This window comes from Ruegeria sp. K5, from assembly GCF_056531805.1.
In genome coordinates this window covers 13,746-31,391 of sequence record NZ_JBQFML010000010.1, presented here as the reverse complement: position 1 = coordinate 31,391, position 17,646 = coordinate 13,746, and the positions used below count along the sequence as shown (strand labels likewise).

Below are 17,646 nucleotides of genomic sequence, written 5' to 3'. Positions count from 1 at the left end.
TTCTTTATTTTGAGGCAACTACATGATTCCCGTGACACCACTTACGGCAGAACGACCATCGGCTCTCGCCACGGAAATTTCTGAGAGATTAAACTCGGCCATCCGGGAACATCTTCTTGCGGCATTTGCCCCTGACAACACCAAGTCACTACGCAACTTTGCAGCCCCAGAAGCGGCCGAACTCTTAGGTGTCTCAGGTCAATTCATGCGTAAGGTCCACGCAGAAGGAACGATTCCTGAACCAAAAGACGTACGTAGCGGTCGACGCTACTATACTGCCCATGAGCTTTGGGAGGCTCGCGAAACGCTTGAGAAAACCTCTCGCAAAAAGGGGCGCTATATCCCTCGTCGGACTGAAGGAGAGAAACTCCAAGTCTGGCAGTTGATGAACTTCAAAGGTGGCAGCAGCAAAAGCACCACAACAATTCACCTGGCCCATTATTTTGCGCTTCGCGGTTACCGTGTATTGGCCGTTGACCTGGATCCACAAGGCTCGCTTACATCCATGTGCGGCATCAGCCCGGAAATTGAGTTTGACGGACTGACGATCTACGATGCTATTCGGTATGAAGATCCGGTAGATATGGCGGACGTTGTGCTTCCGACATACTTCCCCGGTCTGTCTGTGGCGCCGTCTCGGCTTGTTCTTTCCGAGTTTGAGACAGAATCTGCCGTTCACTCCAACCCGGACCATCCGTTCTTTACGAGAATACGGAATGCCTTGGCCCAGGTAGAAGGCGATTTTGACCTAGTTCTGATTGATAGCCCACCTCAACTCGGATTTTTGACAATAGCCGGGATGGCCGCCGCCAGTTCATTGCTTGTGCCACTGACACCTTCGATGCTGGACGTGTCTTCGACGGCTCAATTCCTCGAACTCGCTGGTGCTTACATGGCAGTCATTGAAGATGCTGGCGCTACGCTCGAATACGATAACTTCAAGTTCCTGATAACGCGTGACGAGCCGACAGACGTGCCGTCTCAACAACTGGCTTCGTTCATGCGAGCACTGTTTCAGGATCGCGTTATGTCAGCTACGGCCCTCAAAAGCACTGCAATCAGTGACGCCACAATGCTCAAACAATCAATTTACGAGGTCGTGCGGTCGGAAATGACACGCGCAACTTATGATCGGGCAAAGAACTCAATGGATGCGATCGGCTCTGAGGTGGAGCAAATGATCCATCAAGCGTGGGGACGCGGCTAATGGCTAGAAAATCGCTTCAGGAGATGTCAGGGATCGCAAACACCATCGCGCGCTCTAGCCCCAAGGCCATCGACAAAACCCCAAAACCCAATGCCCCTGCACTTGGTGCGCTTCAAGGCTCTCTGGCCGCAATCAGGGAAATTGACCCTGCCCTGATCGACGATTGGGGCCCAGCCGATAGGCTTGGTGAGTTTACAGCTGTAAACACTGACGAAGAAGACGATAGCTTTGAAAGCTTGATATCGAGTATCCGAGACGGTGGCCAACAAGTTCCCATTCTTGTCAGAAAATCGAAATCCGACGGCCGATACGAGGCAATTTATGGGAGGAGGCGGCTGAAAGCCTGTCGTGAACTTGGCATTAAGGTCCGCGCCAATGTTCAGGATATCGACGATGCCTCGGCGCTACTCGCCAAGGGGCTTGAGAATGCTGCGAGGCGCAATCTTTCCTTCTACGAGAAAGCACGTTTCGCCGAGGCGATCCTGACTTCCGGGCATGACTCTGCAACGGTGCGGCAAGTATTGAACCTTTCGAAATCAGGGCTGTCTCACCTGACAAAAGTTACGCAACATGTTCCTGCAAAGATTGGTGACATGATCGGCGCAGCCCCAAAATCAGGCCGCCCAAAATGGACCATGCTTGCAGAACACTTCGTTGCAGGCAAGCTGGCGGGAGATGAAGCGGCAAACCTGCTTGCAACCATTGAGCCATCAATGTCGTCAGATGATCGGCTGGAAATGCTCCTAAAAGCAGCTGCCAAACGTGGTGCACGACAAAGAGAAGGTGCAGCCGAAGTCAGCCAAATTGAAGGAGTTACAATCAAATCCACCAACGGATCACTAACTGTTTCGGTCAAAAGGACCGGAGCTAACGCTGACTTCGCTAGCTGGTTGGACAAAAACATGGCTGAAATCATCAAGCGCTCACACGCTGAGTTTACAGCTGTAAACGCCGAGAAAAAGAACTGAGGACGAGCAGAAAGGAGGAAGGCAAACAAACAAAACCCCCGAAACCGGAGCTTCGAGGGCTGCTGCGCAAAGCGCAATTCTTAGATTAGACACCTAGAATCTAGCAGCACCCGAATCGCCACACAAGAAAAAACGCTCTTGAGCGAACGGGTAATTTTTGTCTGCCGATAGATAATCATGAAAACAGTAGCAGCATTGGCTCCAAATGGAGCAACCTTGTCGGGGACGGCAGGGCAGGGGAGTAGTACACCCAAAAAATGGATACTTCTTCGCGCCGTTGAAGAGGCCAGAGAACCTCTTGGGTTGAAATCCACAACTCTCAATGTCCTGAGAGCCATGATTTCTTTTGTGGGCGGTGATCAGATTACTGCGGACCAAGATGATCATCACATCTGCTTCGCTTCCAACGCGGCGATCGCCAAACGGACGCATGTCAGCGTGCAGACAGTTGAGCGTCATATCTCGACGCTGGTTGAGCTTGGACTTATCCGCCGCGTAATGAGCGCAAACGGTAAGCGATGGGCGCGCCGGGATCGACAGGGCAGGGTGGTCACCGCAACTGGGCTCTCCTTGATGCCCTTGTCTGAACGGCACCCTGAGTTCATCCAGGAAGCCCAGAGGCACGCTGATCGAGTTCTGGAGTTCACTGTACTCCGTGACAAGGTTTCCGCCGCTCTGGCACGCCTTAGGGAACTCGTAGCAAATGACACCGCGGTCTCCGAATTGATGACCACCGTACGCAATGCTCTGCGTCGCAAACCAGATGCGAATGTACTCTGCGAGCTATTGGCAGAAATCTCTGTGGAAATCTCAGAAATAACACAGACAGATACAGAAAATTTGAGGGCCAATGACCATGAAATTGAGGGGCATAAAGAGAACTCTTTGAATCCGATAGTTAAGAAAGAAAAACATTCTCAGATTCAAGTTTCTCCAGATCAAATGAAGCGCAGCTTTCCACGCTTGTGCTCCGAACTTCGCTTCGCCCGGGATCAGACGCATTGTGACCGCCTTATGGACGATATCGCCGATTACCTACGACTTGGTCAAACTTGGTATGCTATGAAATCGACACATAGCGCTGCTCTCCGTTTTATGGTTTTGGGATACATCTTCCAACGAGCGGAGAACATAAGATCCCACCAAGCCTATTTGATTTCTCTGACCTCCAAAATCGATGGGGGAGACACGCAGCCATTCGCTTTGTTGAAGCAAAACACAAAGAAACCACAGAAGAGAGGGCCGTAACTTTGAAATCTCATCTCGCTCATGAGCTCAGAGCAACAGATAACATTCATGCCAACGTCTATTGAGAATAGAGTGCCAATGTATTACATTGTACTACATACCGGAAACAGGTGATTGCGATGAGTACCAGCCCATATTCAATCCGTCTTGATGAAGACTTGAGAAAGTCTCTGGAACGAGAAGCTGCGATAGAAGATCGGCCGCCTGCGCAGCTCGCTGTACGAGCAATTAGAATGATGTTGGCATCCAAGGCCGCAAAGCGAGCAGCCATTGATGCAGCTGTCGAAAAAGCAGATCTAGGTAAGTTCATCACGGCAGATGAAATGAATGCCTGGATAGATAGCTGGGATACCGAGAATGAGCTCTCTGCTCCGGTCGCAAGCGGGCAATCCAATAGCCAATGAAAATTGTATTTCTCGAAGATACGGCCCGGGACATTCAATGGTTCCGCTACTACTACACGTCAGTTTTTCCTGAAGGCAGCGAAAGGGCACGAGCACAGCTCAAAGCCATTCAGCTTACTCTTGCAGCAAACCCGTATGCAGGTCACCCGAGTGACACACGCCAAGACGTACGGGAGCTTTCAGTACCGCGAACCCCATTTACGCTAATCTATCGTGTAATGCCAACCCAGATAGAAATTCTGCGTCTCTGGGATACCCGGCAGGGCACGGATTACTGAAACCAGGAGTTTAAATTGGTGGCATCAGGCGGGCAGGGTGGGGGGCAAGCAACCGAACTTATTTTGTTGTTCGACTGCTAGCTTCTGCACAATTGTCGGAAATGTGCCTGCACTTTCAATAGGTCGGACTCTGAATTTCAATCAGTCGAAGAGGTGACCTAGGAGTTTTTCGAGTTCTTCCCTCTGCTCGGCGTGCTTTATTGGGTTGTCCCGGATTAGGCGCTCCAGATTGAGAAGTTTCCAACGCACGGCGGGAAGATTGGCGGCCTGCGGTCGATCTATTACGGCGAAATCCGGCGCGCCATCCTGCAGACTGAGCAAGAATTGTCTGGTGGGTTTGTCGAAGCGAGATTGGATATCCGCAATCAGTTGGTTGCGCGTCGTCAGTAGGTCATCCAGGCCGACGGCTGACTTAGTCATGCCCTCGAACTCACGCACATAAGGTTGATCTAGGGCAATCAGGTTGGGATTCAGCAATTCGTGTGCCGGACGTGCCGAACAGGCGATGTAGATCAGGAAAGTCCGGAACAGATCATCCGTCAGTCCTTCGTGTTCATAGAGAAGCTTTACATCATAGAGATCGCGTGGATGCTGGCGATCCACGGCTGCGTGGAGCTTACCGCCGAACAAATCTTCGAATGAGACGATCTGCATTTCTGCATAGCCGAACGCGTCTGCTACAGCGTCGGAGACCGCCCGGGTTTCGGGGTCGTGAACAACGCCGCGCGTGACTGGCGAGGTCTCGATTTTGACTTCTGCACCTTCCAGACGCGCAAGCACGCGGGTGGCGCCGCCCCCACCTCCTTTTATTCTTTGAGCCTTGGCCCCGTTGATGCCCCTTTCGATCGACTTAGCGATACGATCCATGGCTTCGTTGATCTCGGCGAGGCTCTGTTCGCGCTCTTTGATCGGCAGATATGTCAGGTCGATATCAACCGAGAGCCGCGGTAGATCGCGATAGAAGAGGTTGATTGCTGTCCCGCCCTTGAGCGCGAATATCTCTTCCTTCGCGACGTAAGGCAATACACGCACGAGAAGGGCGACCTGGGATTCATAGTTCCTACGCGCCATTTTCTGCCTTTGTCGTGGCGAACTCTTCCGGTACCATGATACGATATCGCGGATGTATCCGGCCACCTTTGACCAATGCTCGATCCCCCGTCCCGAGGTTGAAGGCGTCAGCATCAAGTCGTTTGCGCCAGGGGTGATTGTGGCGATCCGCAAAAACGAAGAAGAGGCGCCTGATTTTTATTTTCTTGCAGCTCAACAAGAGCGCCGAGAGCAACTTAGGTCGTAGCGTCGTCAAGCCCTCGAACACCATGTCGAGGTTGTGAAAACTCTCATGGTCCGGCAATTCGTCCATGGCTTCCATGACCGCCCGTTCGGGGGCCGACATGCGCAGTTGCCAGTCCCACGGGAGGGAGTTTTCAGGTTTTAGGTCGTCATTTGTAACACCAGGTGCCTGGTCAGTGAACAGCGACGTATTGCGCGTTTCTATAGGTGCATTGAGTGGCAGCTTCGTGAGCCAGTTGGGTATTTTGTGGCCATAGATCCAGATGGGGGCGTTGTTTCCCAAACGCAGGTAGTGGTCGTAGCCCTGTTGAGAGAGAGCAGTTTTGCCGCCGACATGAATATCATAGCCCATGATATGTTGCACTGAGAGCAGGCAGGCCTTCCAGTCAACGGTGTTTGATGCGGACGGATTGGGAACAGGTCGGCGGAAAACGCCGCGGTGAACGCGTTCGAGCCAGCCCCGTTTTACATAGTCGCGAAAGGTTTCGTAGGCTATGCCATGGGCGGTGAGCCAGTTGGCATCGACGAGATACCCAGCGGGCACCGAGTCGAGAACTTTCTTCAGATTTTGCGATTTTCCAGCGTTCATGACGCCCTAAATCATATAATTTCAAAGAAAGGGCAAGAGGATTTCTTTGAAAAATACATCTTTAAAGCGTCTATAGCGCTGAAAATAACACATTATTAAAAACACAGCGCCATGCGGAAACCCATCGGAATACCCGGGATAAATGGAAGATTCCGGTGCCAAGGGCGGGGAGCTGACCTTCGCTGTCGGTGCGAAAAAGCCATTTGTACTCGTGCTTAGCGGTCATTCGACGACGGACAGCCTATAACATCAATCGGATGATCACCCTGATCGGGGTACGTGGGCATCTGACCGCCATTCCGGCCTAATCCGCGGCGAACCGTTCAGATTGCGCGGCGGGAAACGCCGATTAGAGCTCAATATCCACCCCGCTCCGGCGCAATAGGCCCCAAAAATGATTCAGAAACCTAAACCCCCAAAGGAAACCAGCAGAAAATCTCTAACGCCTAAAAACCAAAGAGGTTTCCACACAGCGTCGGTCGAATTCGTCCACAAGTTCGGACGTTCTGAGCACTCGAGTACTCAGACTTAGCTGCTTCAAATGACTAAGTTCCTTGGCCGCCCAAACGCGCCGCCTAGTGCCTAAATTCCATTGCTCAGGCGAGTTCTATACTTTGGCCATATCCCATAAACTGGTCAACACGGTCAGGTTACGCCAACAAATTTCGAAGTGGAAAATTGAGGCAAGGCGAAGACTGGTTGCGAGTACCGGTGGACCATCGAGCAACGAGGCAAACGGGCTATTTCGGAGACTTGCCGAAGATAACCCATTGATGACGATTGTGTTCATCTTCGGGGGGTGTCGGGACGACACCTTGCGGCGAAGCACTGTATCGGCGATCGGGCCGGTTCGCCGCGCCCAAGAACGAAATTGTTAGCGGACTACGAGCTACATGGTTCGGTCGTCATTCAATCGACAGAGGCGCGCGTCAATGGCCAAAAGTCTCTGCTACAGTTCTATCTGCAGTTTTCAGACCTCCGATCTGCGCCAACAAACTGACGATCGCATCAACGCCCGTACGGTGGCGCAGTGCAGAGAACACGAAAGGCCGGCCTTTCCGCATACGTGTCGCGTCGCGTTCCATCACTTCGAGCGATGCTCCGACATGGGGGGCGAGGTCGGTTTTGTTGATGATCAGAATGTCTGATTTCGTGATCGCCGGGCCACCCTTACGCGGGATTTCCTCGCCCGCGGCAACGTCAATGACATATATCGTTAGGTCCGCCAACTCGGGGCTGAACGTGGCCGACAGGTTGTCGCCACCGCTTTCGATCAGCACCACATCTACATCGGGGTGGCGCGCCTGCATTTCAGCAACAGCCGCGAGGTTGATCGAGGCATCCTCGCGGATTGCTGTGTGCGGGCAGCCGCCGGTTTCGACGCCAATGATCCGGTCCTGCGGCAGGATCTGCATCCGCATCAAGGCTTCAGCATCCTCTTGCGTGTAAATGTCGTTAGTGATGACACCCAGGGAGCAGACGTCACGCAGGGCTTCGGAAAGGGCGGCAGTCAAAGTGGTTTTGCCAGCTCCGACCGGGCCGCCAATGCCCACGCGGAGGGGGCCGTTCATACTGCTCATGTTCGAAAAATCCTTGAATATTGAGTTTCGTGCTGCATCGTGTCGATGTCGGTCATAAAGGTGGTTGAACTCAGCTCGCTCAAACCTGTTTGCTGCGCTGTTTCAGCGATATCGGCGCAGAGCGGCGTCAGGTCGCGGATCAATCGCTGCGCGTCGGTCTGACCCAGAGGCACAAGGCGGTTTGCGCAGGCGACCAGGTTGCTCATGAAGGCCTGCAGGAACATCTGTGTCACCAGCAGACGAGGCAGGTTCTGCATCCGCGCGGCGCGGCCCACCGCGACCGAATAGGTGAGGTGCTGTAGGTCCAACCCCCAGATATCTCCGGTCACGGACCCGAAGGCCCGACCCAGAAGATCGGTTTCCATAAGCCGTTCCGATCCAGCGCACATGGCGCGGGCGGTGGCGTCGATCCGGGCCAACGCGGGCCAGTCAGCGGCGTCATACGCGGCCACTAGAAACAGAGCGTCATTCCAGCCCGAGCCATGTTGCAGCACGGCCGCGACCCAGTCGCCTGTCTGGTCAGCGCTGGCGACCCAGCCCTGTTCGATCGCGGCTTCCAGCCCATGGGAATAGGCGAAGCCGCCCACCGGATAGGCCGGGGACAACCACTGAGTCAGCATCAGGATGTCAGCGTTAGTGGGTGTGGCCATGGGTCCTGCCATGACCATATGCGCCACCTTCAGGGGTAAATGGTTCGACAACTTCACGAATGTCGGCCCCCAGCTTTGTCAGCATGTCGCGGATGACGTGATCGCACTGGATCAGCAACCTGTCAGCTTCGATCTGGCAGGGCGTGTGCCGGTTGCCGATGTGCCATGCCAGTTGCAGCAGATGGTCGCCGCTGACTTCCAGCAATGCTTCGGGGGCGGCGATGATCTCGATCTCGCGCCCATCTTCGAGCACCAGAACCCCGCCATGATCCAGCGATTTTGTCTGGGCCAGATCGACCAAAAACGCCTCTCCCTCATCGGTTGCCAGCATCTTGCGGCGCAGAAAGCGCCCGTCATAGTCCAGCGATACTTGCGCATAGGCCGGGGTGTGGGTGTGATCGTGATAGATGCGGGCGGTTTTGATCGCGGTGGTCATCTTGGCCTTCTTTCTGTCTCAGAACATGAAATAGCGCTGCGCCATGGGTAGCACGTCGGCGGGTTGGCAAGTAAGCAATTCGCCGTCCGCACGGACCTCATAGGTTTCGGGGTCGACGTCTACCTGCGGCGTTGCATCGTTTAGCAGCAAATCCTGTTTTCCGATTTCGCGGGTATTGCGCACCGCGACGGTCTGTTTCGCCAACCCGAGCGTATCGCCAATCCCGTCAGCCTGCGCGGCGGCCGAGACAAATGTGATTGCCGAGTTCTCGACCGAGCGGCCAAAGGCGCCGAACATCGGACGGCTATAGACTGGTTGGGGCGTCGGGATCGAGGCATTCGGATCACCCATCTGCGCACAGGCAATTGTGCCGCCCAGCAGGACCATCTCGGGCTTCACGCCAAAAAACGCAGGGTTCCACAGCACCAGATCCGCGCGCTTGCCTTCTTCGACACTGCCAATCTCGTGGCTCAGACCGTGGGCGATAGCCGGATTGATGGTGTATTTCGCGATATAGCGGCGCACGCGCATATTGTCGTTTTCGCCGGTTTCCTCGGGCAGGCGACCGCGCTGTTTCTTCATCTTGTCGGCGGTCTGCCATGTGCGGATCAGAACCTCTCCGACCCGGCCCATGGCCTGACTGTCCGACGCGATGATGCTGAACGCGCCCATGTCATGCAGGATATCCTCGGCCGCGATTGTCTCGCGCCGGATACGGCTTTCGGCAAAGGCCACGTCTTCGGGGATGGATTTGTCGAGGTGGTGACAGACCATCAGCATATCCAGATGCTCTTCGACCGTGTTCACGGTGAAAGGTCGCGTCGGGTTGGTCGATGACGGCAGAACGTGGTTTTCGCCGCAGATCTTGATGATATCCGGCGCATGGCCGCCGCCTGCGCCTTCGGTATGGAAGGCGTGGATAGTGCGACCCTTCATGGCCACCACGGTATTTTCAACAAACCCGGATTCGTTGAGCGTGTCTGTGTGGATCATCACTTGCACGTCCATCGCGTCGGCCACCGACAGACAGCAGTCGATGGCCGCAGGTGTCGTGCCCCAATCTTCGTGCAGTTTCAGCGCGCAGGCCCCGGCCTTGACCTGTTCCTCTAACGCAGCGGGTAGCGAAGCGTTTCCCTTACCGGCAAAGGCCAGGTTCATCGGGAAGGCGTCAGCCGCCTGCAGCATCCGCCCGATATGCCAGGGGCCGGGGGTGCAGGTGGTGGCCAGCGTGCCATGTGCAGGGCCGGTGCCGCCGCCCAGCATGGTGGTCAGACCGGAATGCAGCGCGTCTTCGATCTGTTGCGGGCAGATAAAGTGGATATGGCTGTCGAACCCGCCCGCGGTCAGGATGCGCCCTTCACCCGCGATAGCTTCGGTTCCCGGGCCGATGATGATATCGACGCCGGGCTGCGTGTCTGGATTCCCGGCCTTGCCGATCTTGGCGATGCGCCCGTCTTTCAGACCCAAATCGGCCTTGTAGATACCCGAGTGGTCCAAGATCAGCGCATTGGTGATGACCGTATCCACGGCCCCTTCGGCCCGGGTGGCCTGAGACTGCCCCATCCCGTCGCGGATCACCTTGCCGCCGCCAAATTTGACCTCTTCGCCATAGACGGTCAGGTCGTGTTCTACCTCGATCACCAGATCGGTGTCGGCCAGCCGCAGCTTGTCTCCCGTGGTAGGGCCAAACATGGCGGCATAGTCAGAGCGTTTGATTTTTGCTGGCATCAGAGTGGCCCCATGACCATTTGATTGAACCCGTAAACCTTGCGCGCGCCGCTGATTGGGATCAGCGAGACCTCTCGGGCCTGACCGGGTTCGAACCGCACAGCGGTACCGGGGGCGATGTCCAGACGCAGGCCATGGGAGGCAGCGCGGTCGAATTCCAGTGCGGGATTGGTTTCGGCGAAATGATAGTGCGAGCCGACCTGAATTGGGCGGTCGCCGGTATTGGCCACCATCAGCGTCACCGGTTCAACGCCCGGGTTGAGCGTGATTTCGCCCTCGGCAGGGAAAAGCTCGCCGGGGATCATTTGTTTAGTTTCACCACCAAAACAACAGCGGCCAGCGCGACCACCGCGAGGCCCACGGCCAAAGCGGCATAGTCCGTGCCATGTGCATGGATATGCGTGCCATTATGCGCGGCGGCGGGGCCAGCCAGGATCAAAGCGGGGAAAAGCATACGGGTCATATCAGGGTTCCTTTGTCAGCGAATAGGGTTGTGGACAGTCACCAGCTTGGTGCCGTCGGGAAAGGTGGCCTCGACCTGAACCTCGTGGATCATCTCGGGCACGCCCTCCATGCATTGCGCGCGGGTGATCACCTCGGCCCCGGCTTGCATCATGTCGGCGACCGCCCGCCCGTCGCGGGCACCTTCGACCACTGCGTCAGTGATCAGGGCAATCGCCTCGGGGTGGTTCAGCTTGACACCACGGGCCAGCCGCTTGCGGGCGACCTCGGCGGCCATGGCGACCAGCAGTTTGTCTTTTTCTCGGGGCGTCAGGTTCATGTCAGATTGTCCAGCATCGGGGAAGCGTATTATTGTTCAGTTGCCACAGGACCGGCAGCAGCGCGCGGCGCAGGGCAAGGCTGTTTTGGGCCAGTATTCGGATCACCAGCAGATCACGGTGCAGCAAGCTGGCCCCGGCGGTGTCGGGCAGCATCTGACGGATCGCGTCCAACTGGCCTTGGGCCGTGGGTGAGGCGAAGGCGACCAAAGCCATCGCGCCTGCGTCGCCGGCGATATGGGGCTGGGCCAGATGCGTCTGCAGATCGCCGCTGAACCGCAAGGCGTCCAGAAACAGGGGCGCGCCGTTCCGGCGAATCTCGATCCGGTCGCGCAGGCGGATATCGGTCAGGCGTTCGCCCATGGCCATCCGCCCGAAGATCAGCGGCTCGACCATCAGCGCGCTGGCATCCGGGGCCAGATCGATTTGCAAACGGCGGTCAAGCGCGCTGCCGTCGAACAAGATCGTCTCTTGCGGCAACCAGTTCAGCCGCGCGCCCGGTGCGGCTATCAGGTGATTGACGACCTGCCCTGACGGGCCGGGCTTGGCCTTATAGGCGCGCTCGCAGGCCTGCGTGGTCAAGGTCAACGTTGTGCCTTTACCCGCCTGAGCCTGCAATCGAAACGAATCGCCGCCTGTGATCCCGCCCGCAGTGTTCAGCAACACGACGTCCAGCGCATCCCCGTCGGTTCGGGGGAACAGGCACTTGAACGATCCCGACTGGCGAAACTCGTCCAGAACTGAGGCTTTGCGATAACGCTTGACGCTCAGCCGAACTGCGCCCTGTGCGCGTGGCGGCGTCGTGGCCTTGGGGGGCGATATCGTGGCGTGATGTGTAATGGCGCACCTGCGGGACAACGTTCGGTGCCGCCTGTTTCAGCGCTTGTTTGTCAAAACTCTATTCCCGAACAGCGAATCCTGTCCGTTTTTCAGAGCAGCAGATTATTTCTTGGGCAATCCTCCGGACTTTCGCCGAAAATTTGAGCACAAGTGCCGAATGATCGGGAATGTCCGGCTGCCGATTTGCCAACTTCGCCGCAATGCAGAAACCGTATGGGTGCCCACCACGGGGAAAACGCCCAGGGGTGTGTGACGGCTGCGCGAATTGGACCTCGGACACAACCGCCACACGTAACGCAACATACAGTTGCGGGGATCAGGTAGTAGAAGACGGCGTGTCAACGCAAGGCTTCTGTGCTCGCCCCGCCAGGAGAATCTAATGACATTTCTCAAATCCACGCTCGCCGGATCGACCGTCTTCGCCGCCATGGTAACCGCTGCTTTGTCGGCAGAAGACACCATCAAGGTTGGCGTACTGCATTCGCTGTCGGGCACTATGGCGATCTCGGAGACCACGCTGAAAGACACCATGCTGATGCTGATCGATCAGCAAAACGCCAAGGGCGGCCTGCTCGGCAAGCAGCTTGAGGCCGTGGTGGTCGACCCCGCATCCGACTGGCCGCTATTTGCTGAAAAAGCGCGTGAGCTGCTGAGCGTGCATGACGTGGATGTGATCTTTGGCAACTGGACGTCTGTTAGCCGAAAGTCGGTTCTGCCGGTGATCGAAGAACTGAACGGCCTGCTGTTCTATCCGGTTCAATATGAGGGTGAAGAATCGTCCAAGAACGTCTTCTACACTGGTGCCGCGCCGAACCAGCAGGCAATCCCTGCGACCGACTATTTCCTGGACGAGTTGGGCGTTGAGAAATTCGCACTGCTAGGCACAGATTATGTTTATCCCCGCACCACCAACAACATTTTGGAAAGCTATCTGAAGCAGAAGGGCATCGCGGACGAGGATATCTTCGTCAACTACACCCCGTTTGGGCACTCTGACTGGTCCAAGATCGTGGCGGACGTTGTTGCGCTGGGTGCGGATGGCAAGAAGGTCGGCGTGATCTCGACCATCAACGGTGACGCCAACATTGGTTTCTACAAGGAACTGGCCGCTGCGGGCGTCTCAGCAGATGACATTCCGGTCGTTGCGTTCTCGGTCGGAGAGGAAGAACTGTCCGGTCTGGATACCACCAACCTTGTCGGCCATTTGGCGGCGTGGAACTACTTCCAGTCAGCGGATACCGATGCCAATGCTGAATTCGTTGAAACATGGAAAGCGACCATGGGCGACGAGCGCGTGACCAATGACCCGATGGAGGCGCATTACATCGGCTTCAACATGTGGGTGAACGCCGCGACCGAGGCCGGTTCGACCGAAGTCGACGATGTGCGCGCCGCCATGTACGGGCAGGAATTCCAGAACCTGACCGGTGGAACTGCTGTCATGCTGCCGAACCACCACCTGGCCAAGCCGGTTCTGATCGGTGAGATTCAGGAAGACGGCCAGTTCGACATCATCAGCGAAACCGATGTTGTTCCAGGCGACGCCTGGACCGACTTCCTGCCGGAATCGGCGGTTCTGGTATCGGATTGGAAAGAACTGGGTTGCGGTATGTACAACACCGAGACCAAGACCTGCGTTCAGACCCTGTCGAACTACTAAACGATACGCAAGGCGGGTGTGATTGCCCGCCTTGCCCCAAGACATCTCGGGTTTCATCAAATGTTACGACTATACCTTGCGGGCCTCGCAATCCTGTGCGCCTGCCTGACTGCCAACGCGCAAGAGGCCGATCTGCAACCGATCCTGAAAGAACATCAGGAGATCATCGCCAAAAGCTCACGCAAGACGATCAAACCGGCGATTGACGCGATTGCCAGCAGCGGGTTGCCACAGGCGCAGGTGATGCTTGAGACATGGGCCGCCAAGGACGTGTGGATGCGCAAGTCCGACGGCCTGTTCTTTGCCGGGAAAAAAGCCGAGGGGCGGTCGTATGAACTGACCGATTTCGATACCGGAGAGGTCGTCGGGACGTTTGAGAAATCCGACCTGAAACAGTTGAAACCCAATAGCGGTATCCGCGCGATGATCGGAACGGCTTTGGTGCAGTTCCAGTTGACCGATCCAGATCGCGCTCGGCGACAGGCTGCGTTGCAATCCATCCAACGCGATCCCGAGAGGGTATTGTTGGAACCACTTCGTGCGTCAATTGACGACGAACCCGATGCGGATTTGAAGGCGCAGAAGCAGCGGTTGGAACGGTTGTTGACCATTGGGTATGACACCGATACCGGCGCGCGTGTGGCTGCGATTGAAGAGATGTCCGACGATCTGGGCGTCGATGTTCGCGCGGCCCTGAACCCTTTGGTAGTGACCAAACGACAGGCCGCTGCCACGCTGCCCTCGGACATGAATATCGCCGCCGTGCTGCAACCCGACTCGGATGACCTGTCGCGCGATGTGGCTTATGATCTGCTGGTTGCCAGCGATCTGGCCGCACCGCGTGTTTCGGCAGACGACATTCGCGCCGCTCTGGCCGCCAATATCGACCGAGGTCGCGTGGGGGGTGTTCCGGTTGCGCAACTGAGCTCCGCCGCTGCCCGCGCGCAGGCGTATGAGGCATTGGCTGAGGCTGGGGCCGTCCCGGCCTTGATCACGCAAGCCGACATCGATGCAGCACTTGCCGCGCATGTGTTCTTTGATACCTACGCGGAGCCTTCACCCGACGTGACCGCCGCCGCCGCGCATGCATTGGAGCAGATTGAGTTGAAGGTCGGCCTGAACCAGACCCTCGACCTGACGCTGGACGCGATTTCTCTGGCGTCGATCTATTTCCTCGCCGCCATCGGCCTGGCGATCACCTTCGGCGTGATGGGCGTCATCAACATGGCCCATGGTGAGTTCATCATGATGGGCGCATACACCGGCTATGTGGTGCAGCAATTTATCCCCGACCACACGCTGTCGATCATCGTCGCGATCCCGATGGCCTTTGCCGTCACCTTCGCCATGGGCGTCGCGATGGAGCGGCTGGTGATCCGCTGGCTGTATTCGCGTCCACTTGAGACTCTGTTGGCGACCTTCGGTATCTCGATTGCGCTGCAACAACTGGCCAAGAACATCTTCGGCACGCAGGCAAGGCCGCTGACCGCGCCCGGCTGGCTGGACGGCGCTTGGGTGCTGAACGACGTGGTCTCGATCAGCTATATCCGTATCGCGATCTTTATGCTGGCGATGATCTTTCTGGGGCTGTTTTTGTACATCATGAAACGCACCCGGTTGGGGCTTGAGATGCGCGCAGTGACGCAGAACCCGCGTATGGCCGGATCGATGGGCATCAATCCAGGGCGGGTGAATATGCTGACCTTCGGGCTGGGTTCGGGCATCGCCGGGATCGCCGGAGTTGCAATTGGACTGTTCGCCAAGGTCACGTCCGATCTGGGCAGCGACTATATCGTGCAGAGCTTCATGACTGTGGTTGTCGGCGGTGTAGGCAATATCTGGGGCGCGCTGGCGGGGGCAGGCATGATCGGCTTCCTGCAAAAGGGGATTGAGTGGATGACCCCCTCGAACACCCTCGCGGCCCAAACCTACATGATCATCTTCATCATCATTTTCATCCAGTTCCGGCCAAGGGGCATCATCGCCCTCAAAGGCCGCGCGGCGGGGGATTGAGCCATGGACCGCAGCTTTGTTGCCAAAAACCCCTCGGTGCTGGTCTTTCTGGCCATCCTGTCCCTGTTCACCTTGGGCGTTACCGTCCTGCCCGAAGGGTTCGGGATCGGCGTGATCTCGACCAGCTTTGTCAAAACGCTGGGCAAGACCCTATGCCTGTGCCTGATCGCTGTGGCGATGGATCTGGTCTGGGGCTTCACGGGTATCCTCTCTCTCGGTCATTTCGCCTTTTTCGGGCTGGGCGGCTATATGATCGGCATGTGGCTGATGTACGAACGCACCCGCTTGATCGTGGTCGAGTCACTGTCGCAAGCCGACATTCCGCCCACCCCGTCCGAGGTGGTGGACGCCATCGGAACGCAAATCTTCGGCGTCGTCGGATCGTCGGACTTCCCGCTGATCTGGGCCTTTTCAGACAGTCTGTTGCTGCAACTGGCACTTGTCATATTGGTGCCGGGCCTGTTGGCGTTGATCTTCGGATGGCTGGCGTTCCGCAGCCGGGTGACGGGCGTGTACCTGTCGATCTTGACCCAAGCGATGACCTTGGCGCTGGCGCTGTACCTGTTTCAGAACGACAGCGGCTTGCGCGGCAACAACGGCCTGTCGGGCTTGCAGAACCTGCCGGGTGTCACGGCTTCGCAGGATGTGGTGTCGATCTGGTTCCTCTGGGCCTCGGCTTTGGCATTGGGGCTGGGATACATGCTGGCGGCATGGGTGGTGTCAGGCAAGTTTGGCTCGGTCATCCGGGGCATCCGCGACAACGAGGCGCGTGTGCGGTTCCTCGGCTACTCGGTCGAAGTCTACAAGCTAGCCGTCTTCACCCTGACCGCCTGTATCGCCGCCGTAGCGGGGGCGCTCTATTATCCGCAGGCGGGCATCATCAACCCCGAGGAGATGGCCCCGATCGCCTCGATATATCTGGCCGTCTGGGTCGCCATCGGCGGGCGTGGTCGCCTGTACGGCGCCGTCATCGGCGCGGCGTTCGTCAGCCTGCTTAGCACATGGTTCACGGGCGGGCAGGCACCAGATATCCCGCTGGGGTTCTACACGATCAAATGGGTCGACTGGTGGCAGGTGCTGCTGGGCGTGTCCTTCGTGCTGGTCACGCTGTTTGCTCCGCAAGGGATCGGAGGGCTGTTCGACCTCTGGACCAACCGCCGCGCACCACAGCGCCACGGCGCGGCCCTGGGGCCTGATGAAAGCGCGTTGCGTGAAAAGGAGGCCACGGAATGAGCACTCTGCTAGAGGTCAGCGGTGTGTCGGTTACCTTCGACGGGTTCCGCGCCATCAACAACCTGTCCTTCCAGATCGGCAACGCCGAGCTGCGCGCGGTGATCGGACCGAACGGGGCGGGCAAAACCACCTTTATGGATATCGTCACCGGCAAGACCCGACCCGACGAAGGCCGCGTGATCTGGGGTGAGAAATCCGTTTCCCTGTTGCGAATGAGCGAAGCCAAGATCGCGCAAGCCGGCATCGGGCGTAAGTTCCAGAAACCCACCGTGTTCGAAGATCAAACCGTGCAGGAAAACCTGCTGATGGCGCTGAAAAACAAGCGCGGCTGGCTGGGCGTGCTGTTCTATCGGCCTTCAGCAGATGATCTGGACAAGGTCGCGGATCTAGCCTCTGAAATTGGTCTGAAGGATGAGTTGACCCGCAAATCCGGCGAACTCAGCCACGGGCAAAAACAATGGCTTGAGATCGGTATGCTTCTGGCGCAGGAACCCCGCCTTCTGCTGGTTGATGAACCCGCCGCCGGGATGACCCCGCAAGAACGCGAACACACGACCGATCTATTGGTACAGGCCGCCAAAACCCGCGCCGTTGTTGTGGTAGAGCATGACATGGAGTTCGTGCGCCGCCTCAATTGCAAGGTCACAGTCCTGCATGAAGGCTCGGTTCTGGCCGAGGGCTCGCTGGATCATGTCACATCAAATCAGGACGTCATCGATGTCTATCTGGGGCGCTGAGCA

The 17,646-nt window shown here is 57.0% G+C and carries 19 protein-coding genes; 9 read left to right on the top strand and 10 right to left on the bottom strand.

The features are described 5' to 3' along the window. Positions 1-22 precede the first annotated feature (22 nt). The 5 genes from repA (at position 23) to ACR0MO_RS19015 (ending at position 4,105) form a co-directional block, all read left to right on the top strand. Positions 23-1,207, top strand: a complete 1,185-nt coding sequence (gene repA / locus ACR0MO_RS19035; protein ID WP_480508913.1) for a plasmid partitioning protein RepA — start codon at positions 23-25, stop codon at positions 1,205-1,207. Beyond that, a complete protein-coding gene (gene repB / locus ACR0MO_RS19030) occupies positions 1,207-2,175 on the top strand; it encodes a plasmid partitioning protein RepB (protein WP_480892836.1) in 969 nt (322 codons plus the stop codon). Before repA ends, repB begins: the two co-directional genes overlap by 1 nt. Before the next feature lie 177 nt (positions 2,176-2,352). Continuing rightward, positions 2,353-3,423, top strand: coding sequence for a helix-turn-helix domain-containing protein (locus tag ACR0MO_RS19025; protein ID WP_480489157.1), 1,071 nt, complete (start codon positions 2,353-2,355; stop codon positions 3,421-3,423). Between the two features lie 119 nt (positions 3,424-3,542). Next, on the top strand, positions 3,543-3,827 hold the full coding sequence (locus ACR0MO_RS19020) for a CopG family ribbon-helix-helix protein (protein WP_480892833.1): 285 nt from the start codon (positions 3,543-3,545) through the stop codon (positions 3,825-3,827). Next, entirely contained in the window at positions 3,824-4,105 is a 282-nt protein-coding gene (locus tag ACR0MO_RS19015) for a type II toxin-antitoxin system RelE/ParE family toxin (protein WP_480833259.1), read from the top strand. The genes ACR0MO_RS19020 and ACR0MO_RS19015 overlap by 4 nt, the downstream gene beginning before the upstream one ends. A gap of 141 nt (positions 4,106-4,246) precedes the next feature. Here the strand turns inward: ACR0MO_RS19015 and ACR0MO_RS19010 are convergent, their stop codons facing one another. From ACR0MO_RS19010 to ACR0MO_RS18965, 10 genes are all read right to left on the bottom strand, one after another. After that, a complete protein-coding gene (locus ACR0MO_RS19010) occupies positions 4,247-5,176 on the bottom strand; it encodes a nucleotidyl transferase AbiEii/AbiGii toxin family protein (protein WP_480489152.1) in 930 nt (309 codons plus the stop codon). Next, positions 5,166-5,987 (bottom strand): type IV toxin-antitoxin system AbiEi family antitoxin domain-containing protein, encoded by an 822-nt coding sequence (locus ACR0MO_RS19005; protein ID WP_480892830.1) that lies wholly within the window; start codon positions 5,985-5,987, stop codon positions 5,166-5,168. The genes ACR0MO_RS19010 and ACR0MO_RS19005 overlap by 11 nt, the downstream gene beginning before the upstream one ends. Positions 5,988-6,916: 929 nt before the next feature. Next, on the bottom strand, positions 6,917-7,567 hold the full coding sequence (ureG, locus tag ACR0MO_RS19000) for an urease accessory protein UreG (protein ID WP_152460009.1): 651 nt from the start codon (positions 7,565-7,567) through the stop codon (positions 6,917-6,919). Beyond that, positions 7,564-8,217 (bottom strand): urease accessory protein UreF, encoded by a 654-nt coding sequence (locus ACR0MO_RS18995; RefSeq protein ID WP_480892827.1) that lies wholly within the window; start codon positions 8,215-8,217, stop codon positions 7,564-7,566. The genes ureG and ACR0MO_RS18995 overlap by 4 nt, the downstream gene beginning before the upstream one ends. Then, complete coding sequence (gene ureE, locus ACR0MO_RS18990) at positions 8,201-8,653, bottom strand: urease accessory protein UreE (protein WP_480892825.1); 453 nt, start codon at positions 8,651-8,653, stop codon at positions 8,201-8,203. The genes ACR0MO_RS18995 and ureE overlap by 17 nt, the downstream gene beginning before the upstream one ends. An 18-nt stretch (positions 8,654-8,671) precedes the next feature. Beyond that, positions 8,672-10,381, bottom strand: a complete 1,710-nt coding sequence (gene ureC / locus ACR0MO_RS18985) for an urease subunit alpha (protein WP_480892823.1) — start codon at positions 10,379-10,381, stop codon at positions 8,672-8,674. Then, entirely contained in the window at positions 10,381-10,686 is a 306-nt protein-coding gene (locus tag ACR0MO_RS18980; RefSeq protein ID WP_480892821.1) for an urease subunit beta, read from the bottom strand. Before ACR0MO_RS18980 ends, ureC begins: the two co-directional genes overlap by 1 nt. After that, positions 10,683-10,844, bottom strand: coding sequence for a peptidase M23 (locus ACR0MO_RS18975; RefSeq protein WP_480892818.1), 162 nt, complete (start codon positions 10,842-10,844; stop codon positions 10,683-10,685). The genes ACR0MO_RS18980 and ACR0MO_RS18975 overlap by 4 nt, the downstream gene beginning before the upstream one ends. A gap of 15 nt (positions 10,845-10,859) precedes the next feature. Next, positions 10,860-11,162 carry an urease subunit gamma gene (locus ACR0MO_RS18970; RefSeq protein ID WP_480892815.1) on the bottom strand — a complete coding sequence of 101 codons (303 nt, stop codon included), beginning with the start codon at positions 11,160-11,162 and terminating at the stop codon, positions 10,860-10,862. A gap of 1 nt (position 11,163) precedes the next feature. Then, positions 11,164-12,018, bottom strand: a complete 855-nt coding sequence (locus ACR0MO_RS18965; protein ID WP_480892812.1) for an urease accessory protein UreD — start codon at positions 12,016-12,018, stop codon at positions 11,164-11,166. Positions 12,019-12,379: 361 nt separating this feature from the next. Between ACR0MO_RS18965 and urtA the strand changes: the two genes are divergently transcribed. The 4 genes from urtA to urtD are packed head-to-tail and all read left to right on the top strand — an operon-like array spanning position 12,380 to position 17,643. Continuing rightward, a complete protein-coding gene (urtA, locus tag ACR0MO_RS18960; RefSeq protein WP_480892809.1) occupies positions 12,380-13,660 on the top strand; it encodes an urea ABC transporter substrate-binding protein in 1,281 nt (426 codons plus the stop codon). 60 nt (positions 13,661-13,720) lie between these two features. Next, positions 13,721-15,673, top strand: a complete 1,953-nt coding sequence (gene urtB, locus ACR0MO_RS18955) for an urea ABC transporter permease subunit UrtB (protein WP_480892807.1) — start codon at positions 13,721-13,723, stop codon at positions 15,671-15,673. Between the two features lie 3 nt (positions 15,674-15,676). After that, the gene (gene urtC, locus ACR0MO_RS18950; RefSeq protein WP_480892805.1) at positions 15,677-16,906 is read left to right on the top strand and encodes an urea ABC transporter permease subunit UrtC; all 1,230 of its coding nucleotides are present in this window, start codon (positions 15,677-15,679) and stop codon (positions 16,904-16,906) included. Continuing rightward, positions 16,903-17,643 (top strand): urea ABC transporter ATP-binding protein UrtD, encoded by a 741-nt coding sequence (gene urtD, locus ACR0MO_RS18945; RefSeq protein ID WP_046210419.1) that lies wholly within the window; start codon positions 16,903-16,905, stop codon positions 17,641-17,643. The genes urtC and urtD overlap by 4 nt, the downstream gene beginning before the upstream one ends. Positions 17,644-17,646: the final 3 nt, after the last annotated feature.

Bases quoted from the DNA above. Each gene is read 5' to 3' on its own strand.
- ureE (WP_480892825.1), bottom strand. From the start codon at position 8,653: ATGACCACCGCGATCAAAACCGCCCGCATCTATCACGATCACACCCAC.
- ureC (WP_480892823.1), bottom strand. From the start codon at position 10,381: ATGCCAGCAAAAATCAAACGCTCTGACTATGCCGCCATGTTTGGCCCT.
- ACR0MO_RS18980 (WP_480892821.1), bottom strand. From the start codon at position 10,686: ATGATCCCCGGCGAGCTTTTCCCTGCCGAGGGCGAAATCACGCTCAAC.
- ureG (WP_152460009.1), bottom strand. From the start codon at position 7,567: ATGAGCAGTATGAACGGCCCCCTCCGCGTGGGCATTGGCGGCCCGGTC.
- urtD (WP_046210419.1), top strand. From the start codon at position 16,903: ATGAGCACTCTGCTAGAGGTCAGCGGTGTGTCGGTTACCTTCGACGGG.
- ACR0MO_RS18975 (WP_480892818.1), bottom strand. From the start codon at position 10,844: ATGACCCGTATGCTTTTCCCCGCTTTGATCCTGGCTGGCCCCGCCGCC.
- urtA (WP_480892809.1), top strand. From the start codon at position 12,380: ATGACATTTCTCAAATCCACGCTCGCCGGATCGACCGTCTTCGCCGCC.
- repA (WP_480508913.1), top strand. From the start codon at position 23: ATGATTCCCGTGACACCACTTACGGCAGAACGACCATCGGCTCTCGCC.
- urtC (WP_480892805.1), top strand. From the start codon at position 15,677: ATGGACCGCAGCTTTGTTGCCAAAAACCCCTCGGTGCTGGTCTTTCTG.
- ACR0MO_RS19020 (WP_480892833.1), top strand. From the start codon at position 3,543: ATGAGTACCAGCCCATATTCAATCCGTCTTGATGAAGACTTGAGAAAG.
- ACR0MO_RS19025 (WP_480489157.1), top strand. From the start codon at position 2,353: ATGAAAACAGTAGCAGCATTGGCTCCAAATGGAGCAACCTTGTCGGGG.
- ACR0MO_RS19005 (WP_480892830.1), bottom strand. From the start codon at position 5,987: ATGAACGCTGGAAAATCGCAAAATCTGAAGAAAGTTCTCGACTCGGTG.
- ACR0MO_RS18970 (WP_480892815.1), bottom strand. From the start codon at position 11,162: ATGAACCTGACGCCCCGAGAAAAAGACAAACTGCTGGTCGCCATGGCC.
- ACR0MO_RS19015 (WP_480833259.1), top strand. From the start codon at position 3,824: ATGAAAATTGTATTTCTCGAAGATACGGCCCGGGACATTCAATGGTTC.
- ACR0MO_RS19010 (WP_480489152.1), bottom strand. From the start codon at position 5,176: ATGGCGCGTAGGAACTATGAATCCCAGGTCGCCCTTCTCGTGCGTGTA.
- repB (WP_480892836.1), top strand. From the start codon at position 1,207: ATGGCTAGAAAATCGCTTCAGGAGATGTCAGGGATCGCAAACACCATC.
- ACR0MO_RS18995 (WP_480892827.1), bottom strand. From the start codon at position 8,217: ATGGCCACACCCACTAACGCTGACATCCTGATGCTGACTCAGTGGTTG.
- urtB (WP_480892807.1), top strand. From the start codon at position 13,721: ATGTTACGACTATACCTTGCGGGCCTCGCAATCCTGTGCGCCTGCCTG.